10 protein-coding genes are annotated in these 12675 nt (G+C 59.7%); 5 read left to right on the top strand and 5 right to left on the bottom strand.

Translation table 11 applies throughout. The features are described 5' to 3' along the window. Positions 1-365: 365 nt before the first annotated feature. A complete protein-coding gene (fadD2, locus tag B3N48_RS01630) occupies positions 366-2054 on the bottom strand; it encodes a long-chain-fatty-acid--CoA ligase FadD2 (protein ID WP_296178780.1) in 1689 nt (562 codons plus the stop codon). Positions 2055-2260: 206 nt separating this feature from the next. Between fadD2 and B3N48_RS01625 the strand changes: the two genes are divergently transcribed. Both B3N48_RS01625 and B3N48_RS01620 read left to right on the top strand, forming a co-directional pair. After that, entirely contained in the window at positions 2261-3205 is a 945-nt protein-coding gene (locus B3N48_RS01625; RefSeq protein WP_296178779.1) for an alpha/beta hydrolase, read from the top strand. A gap of 38 nt (positions 3206-3243) precedes the next feature. After that, complete coding sequence (locus B3N48_RS01620; RefSeq protein ID WP_296178778.1) at positions 3244-3714, top strand: MaoC family dehydratase; 471 nt, start codon at positions 3244-3246, stop codon at positions 3712-3714. A 369-nt stretch (positions 3715-4083) separates the two neighbouring features. On the opposite strand, the gene ccoM is transcribed toward B3N48_RS01620, so the two are convergent. The 3 genes from ccoM to B3N48_RS01605 form a co-directional block, all read right to left on the bottom strand. Continuing rightward, positions 4084-4200 (bottom strand): cytochrome c oxidase subunit CcoM, encoded by a 117-nt coding sequence (gene ccoM / locus B3N48_RS01615; RefSeq protein ID WP_296178777.1) that lies wholly within the window; start codon positions 4198-4200, stop codon positions 4084-4086. Between the two features lie 162 nt (positions 4201-4362). Beyond that, positions 4363-4521, bottom strand: a complete 159-nt coding sequence (locus tag B3N48_RS01610; RefSeq protein ID WP_296178776.1) for a hypothetical protein — start codon at positions 4519-4521, stop codon at positions 4363-4365. Between the two features lie 66 nt (positions 4522-4587). Continuing rightward, complete coding sequence (locus tag B3N48_RS01605) at positions 4588-4965, bottom strand: aspartate-semialdehyde dehydrogenase (RefSeq protein WP_296178775.1); 378 nt, start codon at positions 4963-4965, stop codon at positions 4588-4590. Positions 4966-5181: 216 nt separating this feature from the next. Between B3N48_RS01605 and rapA the strand changes: the two genes are divergently transcribed. Beyond that, positions 5182-8028, top strand: coding sequence for an RNA polymerase-associated protein RapA (rapA, locus tag B3N48_RS01600; RefSeq protein ID WP_296178774.1), 2847 nt, complete (start codon positions 5182-5184; stop codon positions 8026-8028). A gap of 195 nt (positions 8029-8223) precedes the next feature. Here rapA and B3N48_RS01595 read toward each other — a convergent pair whose 3' ends face one another. Beyond that, complete coding sequence (locus B3N48_RS01595) at positions 8224-9630, bottom strand: spinster family MFS transporter (protein ID WP_296178819.1); 1407 nt, start codon at positions 9628-9630, stop codon at positions 8224-8226. Positions 9631-9849: 219 nt separating this feature from the next. Between B3N48_RS01595 and B3N48_RS01590 the strand changes: the two genes are divergently transcribed. Then, positions 9850-10230, top strand: a complete 381-nt coding sequence (locus B3N48_RS01590) for a YkgJ family cysteine cluster protein (protein ID WP_296178773.1) — start codon at positions 9850-9852, stop codon at positions 10228-10230. A 148-nt stretch (positions 10231-10378) separates the two neighbouring features. Continuing rightward, positions 10379-12670 (top strand): putative bifunctional diguanylate cyclase/phosphodiesterase, encoded by a 2292-nt coding sequence (locus B3N48_RS01585; protein WP_349677015.1) that lies wholly within the window; start codon positions 10379-10381, stop codon positions 12668-12670. Positions 12671-12675 lie beyond the last annotated feature (5 nt).

The raw sequence follows: 12675 nt of genomic DNA, 5'->3' as shown, positions 1-12675 counted from the left end.
TTCTTGTGTTTGGAATGTTTGTAGCAACCGCCTTTTACCGGGCGACTGGGCAAAAAGCGGGCCGAGCGTAGCAGCTTTGCCAAGGGTCGACCAGAGGCAAACGCGGCCTCTACAGTCATAAACATGACTCTTGAAGTTTTTTCAGTCACGTTTAGAGCAATGAACCTAAATGTCGAAATTTCATGCAGCGTGCTGCCTATTCAGACAATTCTGTGGGCATGAGCCTGCTCGCAAGGCGTCAGACCCGACAGCTCAACAGTGGATGAAGACACGCTTCGCGAGCAAGCTCACGCCCACAGGGATGGGCCTCGCCACATAAAAAAAACGGCGTGTTTCTCAACACGCCGTTCGTTTATATAGCCGCTTCAGGCCGGGTCGCGTAACTCGCGTCGCAAAATTTTGCCCACGGGCGTCATCGGCAGCGATTCCCGTAACACGACGTGTTTGGGGATCTTGTAGCCCGTGAAGTTTTCTTTGCAGTAAGCCTTGAGGTCGTCGACGGTCAGGCTGGCGTCGCGCGGCACGACGAACAACTTCACCGCCTCACCCGAGCGCTCGTCCGCCACGCCGATCACGGCGCAGTTGGCGACCTTCGGGTGACGCGAGACTACGTCTTCGATTTCGTTGGGATACACGTTGAAGCCCGACACGATGATCAGGTCTTTTTTACGGTCAACGATGCGAATGAAGCCGTCGGGATCGATCACGGCGATATCGCCGGTTTTCAGCCAGCCTTCGCTGTCGATCACCTCGGCGGTCGCGTCGGGTTTGTGCCAGTAACCGAGCATGATCTGCGGTCCTTTCAGGCACAATTCGCCGCGTTCGCCTACCGGCAACTCGACTCCATCGTCGTTGATGACCTTGGCGGTGGTGCCGGGGACCGGCATGCCGACGGTGCCCAGTTTCGACTGGTCGCCATAGGGGTTGGCGGTGGCCACGGGGGAGGTTTCAGTCAGCCCGTAGCCCTCGACGATGGGACATCCGGTCAGCTTCAACCAACGCTCGGCAGTGGATTTCACCAACGCGGTGCCGCCGGAGTTGGTCAGGCGCAGGTGGGAGAAATCCAGACTCTTGAATTCAGGATGATCCATCAATGCCACGAACAGCGTGTTGAGCCCCAGCATCGCCGAGAATTTCCATTTCTTCAGCTCTTTGATGAACCCGCCAATGTCCCGCGGATTGGTGATCAATACGTTGTGGTTGCCGCTGACCATCATGCACATGCAATTACAGGTGAACGCGTAGATGTGGTACATCGGCAGCGGCGCGATCATGATTTCGCTGCCCTGCTTGAAGATCGGCAGGCCATCCGGCCCGTGCTGAAGCATGCACGCATAGACCTGCTGCATGTTTGCGACCAGATTGCCGTGAGTCAGCATCGCCCCCTTGGGCGAACCGGTGGTGCCACCGGTGTATTGCAGAACGGCGATGTCTTCCAGATCCAGCGGCACCTGTGTCAGGCGGTCGCCACGCCCCAACTTGAGCGCGCGCTTGAACGAGATCGCTTGCGGCAGGTCGTAGGCCGGGACCATCTTCTTGACCTTCTCGACCACAGTATTGATCAGCCAGCCCTTGGCCGCCGACTGCAGGTCGCCCATCTTCACTTCGATCAAGTATTGAATGTCGGTATCGGGCAACACCTCCTGCACGTTCTTGCCGAACACGTTGAGGTAGACCAATGCCCGGACACCGGCGTCCTTGAACTGATGGCGCATCTCGCGGGCCGTGTACAGCGGGTTGGTGTTGACCACGATCAGCCCGGCGCGCAGGGCACCGAAGACGGCGATGGGGTACTGGATCAGGTTCGGCATCTGCACCGCAATGCGGTCGCCCGGCTTTAGCTCGGTCTGCTGCTGAAGGTAACCGGCGAAGGCCGCCGACTGGCGCTCCAGCTCGGCGTAAGTCAGGGTCACGCCCAGGTTGCTGTAGGCCGGGCGATCCGCGTATTGCTTGCAACTGCGCTCGAAAACCTCGACCACGGATGTATACGCGTGAAGGTCCACTTCAGAGAGGACGCCCGCCGGGCGCTTGTCGTTCCAGAAGTCAGGTTGCATGTTGTTTTTATCCTCTTACCTGAGAGTACCGGTGATTGCCGGACGTTAGCAGCTAACCCCGAGAAGGCAAACAGGCCCCGGGGCGTCATCAATGACGTGAATCTCGTGGGTGATCGGACCGTCATTGCGCAACGGCTATACACTGCTTTAAAGCCATCGTTACAGTGCAATTTCACGACAATTTTATACAGGGCCAGGGACACACCATGAAACAGGATGCTTTTTGGCTGGACACCTCTGATCACACTCGCCTGTACGTGAATGCATGGTTGCCCTTTGATGAGCCCAAGGCGGTTGTCATGCTTTCCCATGGCATGGCCGAGCACAGCGGACGTTACGAGCGCCTGGGTGTCGCACTGGCTGGAGCGGGTTTTGCCTTGTACGCCCATGACCAACGTGGCCATGGGCGTACCGCAGCTCACGGTGTCCTTGGGCATTACGCCGATCACGACGGCTGGAACACAGTGCTCGGCGATCTGGCCCTGCTGAATGCCACGGTTGGCGAGCGCCATCCGGGGGCGCCGGTGTTTTTACTGGGCCACAGCATGGGCAGCTACATCGCTCAGGCGTATTTGCTGCACCACAGCGCCAGCCTCCAGGGCGCGGTGCTCAGTGGCTCGAACTTCCAGCCGGTTTCGCTCTATCGCGCGGCCGCTGTGATCGCCCGCCTGGAGCGTTGGCGCCAAGGACCGACCGGGCGCAGCGCGCTGATCGAGTTTCTGTCGTTCGGCGCTTTCAACAAGCACTTCAAGCCCGCGCGGACGCCATTCGACTGGCTCAGCCGCGACCCGGTCGAAGTCGACCGATACCTACAAGACCCGCTGTGCGGCTTTCGCTGTACCAATCAGCTGTGGCTGGACATGCTGCGCGGCCTGCAGCAGATCAGCAAACCGTCGAACCTGGCGCAGATCGATAAGCGCCTGCCGATACTGATCATTGGCGGCGAATGTGATCCGGTGAGCGAAGGCAAGCGTCTGAAGGATCTGGCCGATGCGCTGACGGAATCCGGTCATGGGTTCGTGACCCTGAAGATCTATCCCCAGGCCCGGCATGAAATTCTCAACGAGACCCACCGCGAGGAGGTTACTCATGATCTACTCGCCTGGCTCGAAGATGCGCTGACAGAGCCCCGGCCACCCCGCAGCGAATGACGCCTTTTTCATTTTTTTGAACGTTACAGGACCGCCACATGACTGAAGTCACCAACACACCTTACGAAGCTTTGGAAGTCGGCCAGACCGCCAGCTACAGCAAGACCGTCGAAGAACGTCACATTCAGCTGTTCGCCGAGATGTCCGGCGACCGCAACCCGGTGCATCTGGATGCAGCGTTCGCCGCTCAAACCATGTTCAAGGATCGCATCGCCCACGGCATGTTCAGCGGTGCGTTGATCAGTGCGGCGGTGGCGTGTGAACTGCCTGGGCCAGGCACGATTTATCTGGGTCAGAAGATGACGTTCCAGAAGCCGGTGAAGATTGGCGACACGTTGACCGTGCGATTGGAAATCCTGGAAAAGCTGCCCAAGTTTCGCGTGCGGATCGCGACACGGGTGTTCAACCAGAATGAAGAGTTGGTCGTGGATGGCGAGGCTGAAATTCTTGCGCCACGCAAAGGGCAAACCGTGAGCCTGACGGAATTGCCGACGATCACGGTGGGGTAATGCGCGCATCTGGCGCCTGAAGCGACACTGACATCAGCGCGGCCTGGGGCACAGAGGGTTTACCTCCTTCCTGCACCCCAGTCGCGATGTGGTCTTAGTTTCAAACGGTGGAGATTCTGTGTTGGCTGGCAAAACGCACCCGCAAGGTCGTGCACTGGCCATAAATCTGCGCCCGATGTCGTACCTGTGGGAGCCGGCTGGCTGGCGAAAGCGGTGTATCAATCTCAGATAGGCTGGCTGGCATGGCCCCTTCGCCAGCAACCTGGCTCCAGCGAAACAGAGCCCCGCATCCGAAGAAGCCTTGAGAAATCAAAAAAATGGGCAACCGAAGTTGCCCCAAATGCCTTGCGTGCTCTTTGTACAGGAGACTCAATCCTCACCGCGCGTCCGCGAGTCTCTCCAGATAAACAGTGCAAGCAGCGCAAATAAACTGAGTATCAGCATCACCGTGACCACACCCGCTATCACCGCATGATCGAGAAACATAAGCGCCGCTCCTGCTGTCACCCTGTTCGATAGGCGCAGATTAACCAGAGGCAGAAGGAGGTGTGTTGACCCAGATCAATCCCGCGCAGCCCAGAGAACGCGCGTACAGATCGATCAGGTCGGGGGGACTTGCAGAAAGGAGGGTAACGAAAAGGAGGGTGACTAGCGTTTCTTCGGCTTGTTCTTGCTTTTCTTCTTGGTCTTGCCCAGCGGCATCGCCTGCTCGAAAGCCTGACGCACTTCGTTGAGCCGCTTGTCATTGAGGTCGTGGACACGCTTGGCGCGCTCGACGTTCAGATCTACCAGTTTTTCATCGCTCATGGCGTGCAGCTCTCGAATGCTCAATGACGCCAATAATGCGCAATCCCGTGGGCGCTGACCAGCACCTCAGACTTTCAAATCCACCCACAGGCCCTGACGCGGCTCATCGTCGATGATAGGCACCACCGGCACGGTGTTGTCAGCGTTGAGGTATTCGCCAGGCATCGCCGGGCCGGTGTGCACAGTGGGCTCCACCGTTTCCTCTTCATTCAGATCGGGATGACGATCGCGTGTGCGTCGGTCGCGGCGGCGCCTGTCCTGTTGGCGCTGCTCTTCGCGCAACAGGTACTGAGCCTGCTCTGGATCGCGCTCGCCCATGTCGATGGTGCTGTCGCTGGAACTCGGCTGCACTGGCGTGACAGGTGGAATGTCAGGCGTAGGTTTGACCGGGTCCTGCTGCGAGGTAACGGGGGCCGCGCTCAAGGGGATCAGCGGTGGCAGCATGGTAATGGTCTCCTGTTATCAGGCTGTCGGCTGCCGTTTCGTCGACTTGAGCCGGTATTCGAGGAAGTTTCGACTATGTTGCTCGCAACAAGTGCCCGTTTGCAGCCTTATACCCAGTAAATACCGGGCTTTTACAACATGGACCGCACAAGCGCTTTGGCTCGACGGCGTGTTCCGTTACCATAGTCGGCTTTTTAAAGGCGGGAGTCAGGCAGCATGGCGCAGCAGTATCAACCGGGGCAACGCTGGATTAGCGACAGCGAAGCCGAGCTGGGTTTGGGCACCGTTCTGGCTCAGGACGGCCGCTTGTTGACCGTGCTCTATCCGGCCACTGGCGACACCCGCCAGTATGCATTGCGCAACGCTCCTCTGACGCGGGTACGGTTCTCGCCGGGTGACACCATCACCCATTTCGAGAACTGGAAGATGACCGTGCGTGAGGTCGAAGACGTCGATGGCCTGTTGGTCTACCACGGCCTGAATGCGCAGAATCAGCCGGTCACGCTGCCGGAAACCCAACTCTCCAACTTCATTCAGTTCCGTCTGGCCAGTGACCGCCTGTTCGCCGGGCAGATCGACCCGTTGCCGTGGTTCTCACTGCGCTACCACACGCTGGAACACACCAGCCGTCAGTTGCAGTCCTCGCTGTGGGGCCTGGGCGGTGTTCGCGCACAGCCGATCGCACATCAACTGCACATCGCCCGAGAAGTCGCTGACCGCATCGCTCCGCGGGTCCTGCTCGCCGACGAAGTGGGCCTGGGCAAAACCATTGAAGCGGGTCTGGTCATCCATCGCCAGTTGCTGTCGGGCCGCGCCAGCCGCGTGCTGATCCTGGTCCCGGAAAACCTGCAACACCAATGGCTGGTGGAGATGCGCCGCCGTTTCAACCTGCAGGTCGCGCTGTTCGATGCCGAGCGTTTCATTGAAAGCGATGCCAGCAACCCGTTCGAAGACACGCAACTGGCGCTGGTCTCGCTGGAATGGCTGGTCGAAGACGAAAAGGCCCAGGACGCGCTGTTCGCCGCTGGCTGGGATCTGATGGTGGTCGACGAAGCCCACCATCTGGTCTGGCACGAAGAGAAGGCCAGCCGGGAATACTCGCTGGTCGAGCAACTGGCCGAAGTCATCCCCGGCGTGCTGCTGCTCACTGCGACCCCTGAACAGCTGGGCCAGGACAGCCATTTCGCCCGCCTGCGCCTGCTTGACCCGAACCGTTTCCACGATCTCCAGGCCTTCCGTGCCGAGAGCGAAAACTATCGTCCGGTGGCCGAGGCCGTTCAGGAACTGCTGGATCAGGGCCGTCTTTCGCCGAAAGCGCACCAGACCATCCAGGGTTTCCTGGGGGCCGAAGGCGAAGCCCTGTTGGCCGCCGTGGCCGACGGCGACACCGAAGCCAGCGCTCGCCTGATCCGCGAACTGCTGGATCGCCATGGCACGGGCCGGGTGCTGTTCCGCAACACCCGTGCCGCCGTGCAAGGTTTTCCGGAGCGCAAGCTGCACCCGTACCCCCTGCCCTGCCCGGCCGAATACCTCGAACTGCCCATTGGCGAACATGCCGACCTGTACCCGGAAGTCAGCTTCCAGGCCCAGGGCGAGACCGGCGAAGATGAGCGCTGGTGGCGTTTCGACCCCCGCGTTGACTGGCTGATCGACACGCTGAAAATGCTCAAGCGCGTCAAAGTGCTGGTGATCTGCGCCCACGCCGAAACCGCGATGGACCTGGAAGACGCCCTGCGCGTGCGCTCCGGCATCCCCGCCACGGTGTTCCATGAAGGCATGAACATCCTCGAACGCGACCGCGCTGCCGCGTACTTCGCAGACGAAGAGTTTGGCGCACAGGTGCTGATCTGCTCGGAAATCGGTAGTGAGGGTCGCAACTTCCAGTTCTCGCATCATCTGGTGCTGTTCGACCTGCCAGCGCACCCGGACCTGCTGGAGCAACGCATTGGCCGTCTGGACCGGATCGGCCAGAAGCACATCATCGAACTGCACGTGCCCTATCTGGAAACCAGCCCGCAGGAGCGACTGTTCCAGTGGTATCACGAAGCGCTGAATGCTTTCCTCAACACTTGCCCGACCGGCAACGCCCTGCAACATCAGTTCGGCCCGCGCCTGCTGCCGCAACTCGAAGGCGGCGACGAGGACGACTGGCAAGCACTGGTCAGCGAGGCACGCGCTGAGCGTGAGCGTCTGGAAAGCGAGCTGCACACCGGCCGTGACCGCTTGCTGGAGCTCAATTCCGGCGGCGCAGGCGAAGGCGATGCGTTGGTCGAAGCCATTCTGGAACAGGACGATCAGTTCACCCTGCCGATCTACATGGAAACCCTGTTCGACGCTTTCGGCATCGACAGCGAAGACCATTCGGAAAATGCTCTGATCCTCAAGCCCAGCGAAAAGATGCTCGACGCCAGCTTTCCATTGGGCGACGACGAAGGCGTGACCATCACCTACGACCGCAATCAGGCGCTGTCCCGCGAGGACATGCAATTCATTACCTGGGAGCACCCGATGGTGCAGGGCGGCATGGACCTGGTGCTGTCCGGCTCGATGGGCAACACCGCTGTTGCGCTGATCAAGAACAAGGCGCTGAAACCCGGCACCGTGCTGCTGGAATTGCTGTACGTCAGTGAAGTGGTCGCGCCGCGCGCCTTGCAACTGGGTCGCTACTTGCCACCGGCCGCCCTGCGCTGCCTGCTCGACGCCAACGGCAACGATTTGTCGGGTCGCGTCGCGTTCACCACGTTGAACGATCAGCTGGAAAGCGTGCCGCGCGCCAGCGCCAATAAATTCATTCAGGCACAGCGCGATGTGTTAAACCCGCAGATCAACGCCGGTGAAGCCAAAGTGGCGCCGAAACACGCCGAGCGCGTGGCCGAAGCGCAGCGTCGTCTGGCCGCCGACACCGACGAAGAACTGGCGCGTTTGACAGCGTTGCAAGCGGTCAACCCGACCGTGCGCGACAGCGAGATCACTGCGTTGCGCGAACTGCGTGAACAAGGCCTGGCGATGCTGGAAAAAGCGGCGCTGCGTCTGGAAGCGATCCGGGTGTTGGTCGCAGGATAAATCCCCAGTTCGCCGCAGATCGTGCGGCGAACGGAGACCTTGTAGGCGCGCGGCTTGTCCCGCGATCTTGTGCGAAGCGCAAGCAAAACCAGAGAACACGGTGTATCAGCACTCGCAGTGTTGTTGGGTCTTACGACCGGTTCCCTGCCGATCGCGGGACAAGCCGCGCTCCTCAAGCCAGGAAAACCCCACAATTCAAGCCACTGACGGCTTCACCCCTCCCACCCCCAGCTCATCCGCCGCCATGCCCACGCGCATCCGCTGGGCGTCGCGGCTAAAGCTTCTCGAGGCAATCGCCAGAAACACCAACGTGAAAAACAGCGCGCCGGGAATCAGATACATCATCGCGTCATGCAACCCCACCGCTTTGAACGGCTCGGTCATTTGCTCGACTTGGGCAGCTGCCATCGCTGTTTGGGCGAAATGATCGGACAGCAACCCTGCTACTACCGGTCCCAGTCCACCGCCCAGTAAATACAGCCCGGCGAAGAACAGCGCCATCGCCGTGGCGCGTAAACGGGGCTGCACCACGTCTTGAATCGCTGTGTAAACACAGGTGTAGAAGTTGTAGGAAAACAGCCAGCCCACGCTGAACACCGCGACGAACAACCCGATCTCGATGCGCCCGGCATGCAGCGCGAAGCCGGTGCACAGGCAGGCGATGGCCATGCTCACCGAAGCGAACATCAATCGACCGCTGGCCCAGCGTTGATGCAACTTGTCCGCCACCCAGCCTCCTGCCGTCAGGCCGATCAAACCGGTCACGCCAACGATCAACCCGGTCGCCATGGCTGCCTCGTGCAGAGCAAGCAGGAAATAGCGCTGCAACATCGGCACCATGAAGGAATTACAGGCGTAGGTCGCAAAGTTGAACGCCAGCCCTGCCAGCACCAGCCAGCGAAATGTCGGAATTGACAGCACGCGACGAATCGGCCGGTCAATGGTTTCCTGGGAAGTTGCCACGTTTTCCGCAGCGCCGCGGGCAGGTTCACGAATGAAAAACATGAAGACCGCGAGGATCAGTCCCGGCACGGCAGCAATGAAGAATGGCGCTCGCCAACTGTCGAAGGCCTTGACCATCGCGCCAATGGTGAAGAACGCCAGCAGCAGGCCCAGTGGCAAACCGAGCATGAAAATACCCATCGCCCGGGCGCGTTTGTGCGCGGGGAACAGGTCGCCGATCAGCGAGTTCGCGGCAGGTGCATAGCTGGCTTCGCCAATGCCCACGCCCATGCGCACCAGCAGAAACGCCCAGAAATTGCCGACCAGCCCATTTATGGCCGTCAGCCCGCTCCACACGGCCAGCCCCCACCCCATCAGTTTACGGCGCGATCCAGTGTCGGCCATCCGTCCCAGCGGCAGCCCGGCGATGGCATACACAAGGGTGAATGCCGTGCCGATGATGCCCAATTGGAAGTCGCTCAACAGCCATTCCTTGCGGATCGGCTCGATGATGATGGCCGGGATCGTGCGATCGAAGAAGTTGAACAGGTTTGCCAAGAACAGCAGAAACAGGATGCGCCAAGCGTTGGCGGCTTGAGTGGAGTGATGCATGTGTCGTCTCTTCTTATTGTTGTGAGGCCAGACGCAGGCGCCGAGAATTGAATCTAGTCAGGCTTATCGAAACTGTCCCGTATCATTCGCCGAACTGATACCTTTTCATCGCCGTAGCGCTCCAACCTTTCGCTCAAAACCCACGCGTTTTCGTGCCGCCACACGCAAGGAATATATTTTCAGCGCCCACTTCCCAACGCCACCCGGAAGCCTAGAATAGCGCCGGATCGCTTCCCTCCTCCCTGATCCATTCTCCGGTTTACATCCATGTCCGACGTGAGTCCGTGCCTGCATTGTGGTGCCTGCTGTTCACACTTTCGCGTGTCTTTTTTTTGGGGTGACTGCGAGTCCGCGGGAGGCACCGTGCCCGATGATTTGGTCAGCAGCATCAGCCCCAGCCGTGTCGCGATGCTGGGCACCGATTGCAAATCTCCGCGCTGCACCGCTCTGCAGGGCGAAGTGGGTATGGGCACGCGTTGCTCGATTTATGAAAAACGCTCCAGTACCTGCCGGGAATTCGAGGCGTCCTGGACTGACGGGGTGCACAACCCGGACTGCGATGCCGCCCGTGCTGCATTTGGTTTGTTGCCCGTGGAACCACTCGACAGTGGCGAAGTCACATCACCGCTCGTTGTTACCTATGCTTAGAACAATTCGCGATAACGGTTATCGCGAAATAGTTGGTACGTCCGTCCACCAGCGCGTGTTTAAAGATAGGTGCCTCCTATAATCATCGCAAAATGCCACCAGTCACTCAGACGGTGGTCATGCCAGCAGTGGACACATGGAGCGTGCAATGGATTGGCTGGGTTTGCATTTTTTAACGTCGATGCCAGCGCATGGCGGGGTGATGCTCCACGGCAGCCATAACCCGCTCTTGATCATCCTCGCCTATGTAGTGGCCTGCGCCGCCAGCTTCGCCACCCTCAACATCGCCGAACGTGTTGGCCACGTCGAACACGCCAACGCGCGTCTACGCTGGCGCGCCCTTGGTTCGCTGTGTCTGGCAGTGGGCATTTGGGCCATGCATTTCATCAGCATGCTGTCGTTCCAGGCGCCGCTGGAATTGCACTATGACCTCACCGTGACCATCGCTTCGCTGGCCATTGCGCTGGTGTCCGGGATGATGGCCATGAACGCCCTCGGTCATGCCGAGCTACGCCTGACCCAATACCTGAGTGCCTCGGTATGCATCGGGCTCGGCATTATCGCGATGCATTACCTCGGCATGTCCGCCATGCGTTCGGACGCCACCCAGTATTACGAGCCGTGGCGGTTCGCAGGTTCCATCGTGGTCGCCATTGCCAGCAGCCTGACCGCGCTGGTATTGGCCATTCATTTGCGCAAAGACACAGGGGCGTTGCATCAATTACTGAAATACGGGGCGAGCCTGGTGCTCGGCGCAGGGATCGTCAGCACCCACTTCATGGGCATGTGGGCACTGCAGTTGAGGGTGCCCGATGACACGCCGATGCAGATGCCCGCCACTGAAAACAGCCTGCAGTTGAGTCTGACCATCGCGTTGATCGTGCTGCTGATCATCGCCGCCAGTATCAGCGCCGCGATGGCCGACAAGAAGCTGCAAGCCAAGGAACGCGATCTGGCGCGCGTCAACGCACTGCTCAGCCAGCTCGATCAGGCCAGGGCGTCATTGCAACAAGTCGCCCATTACGACGCCCTCACCAACCTGATCAACCGTCGCGGCTTCAATCAGATATTTGCCGAACGCCTGACGGAGCAAAAACAGGCGCAAGGCATGCTGGCCGTGATGTTTCTGGACGTCGACCACTTCAAGCGCATCAACGACAGCCTCGGCCATGACGCCGGGGACGAACTGCTGAAGGTCATCGCCGACCGCATCCGTGGCGCCACGCGAGCCAACGACGTCGTCGCCCGTTTTGGCGGTGACGAGTTCTGCATTCTCATCGAGCTGCAAAACGTCGAAGAGGCACGCCACATGGCGCAGCGGGTCATGGCCAAAATGAAAGACCCCATCGCTTTGAACGGTCGGCGCATGGTCATGAGCACCAGCATCGGTATCAGCCTGTTTCCCGATAATGGCGAGACGTGCGATGAATTGCTCAAACATGCGGACCTTGCGCTCTACGAATCCAAGGGCAATGGCCGCAACACGCTGCACTTTTTTAATGACAACCTGAAAACCCAGGCCAGCATGGCCCTGCACCTTGAGGAGCAACTGCGCAACGCGTTGACCGAAGAGCAAGGCCTGCAGCTGTATTACCAACCCATCGTCGACCTGCGTACCGGGCACGTCGCCAAGCTCGAAGCGTTGGTGCGATGGCAGCACCCGACCCAAGGCCTGTTGACCCCGGATCGTTTCATTACCATCGCCGAAACCAACGGACTGATCGCCGAGCTGGACAACTGGGTCTTGCGCCGGGCCTGTCAGGATCTGGCTCATCTGAGCGAAAGCGGTTTCGAAGACCTGGTGATCGCCGTGAACTGTTCGGCGCTGAACCTGGCCCGCGAGGAACTGGTGCATGAGATGGACAGCGCGCTCAAGGAAGCCGGCGTGGCCCCGCAACGGCTTGAACTGGAGGTCACGGAAAACGCGCTGATGGGGAACATCAGCAACACGGTGCTGTTGCTCAATGAGATACGCAAGCTGGGCGTGGCCTTGTCCATCGACGATTTCGGCACGGGTTATTCGTCGCTGGCTTACCTCAAACGCCTGCCGCTCGATACGGTGAAGATCGACCGCTCGTTCATCATCGACATCCCGAAATCCCCGCAAGACATGGAAATCGTGCAGGCGATCATCGTCATGGCCCACACACTGCACCTCAAAGTGGTCACCGAGGGCGTCGAAACCCCGGCGCAACTGGCGTTCCTGAGCGCATACGGGTGCGATTACGTGCAAGGTTATCTGTTCAGCAAACCCGTGCCCCTGGAAACGCTCAAGCCGTTGGTTCAGCAGCTGAACCAGCGCGCTTCCTTTGAATTGTCGCCCTCCATGCACCTGCTAAAAACCGTCGAACAGACTGTCGGCCAGCCCATTACCGAAGAAGGCCTTCGCGAAACCGGGCATCCGCGGCCTGACCGCTTTCGCTCCCGTCCGCAACGCTGAGCTGT

The sequence above is a fragment of the Pseudomonas sp. UBA1879 genome, from assembly GCF_002338065.1.
Taxonomy (GTDB): Bacteria; Pseudomonadota; Gammaproteobacteria; order Pseudomonadales; family Pseudomonadaceae; genus Aquipseudomonas.
Note: the sequence above shows the minus strand (reverse complement) of the source record. Positions and strands in the feature narration are given on the sequence as shown.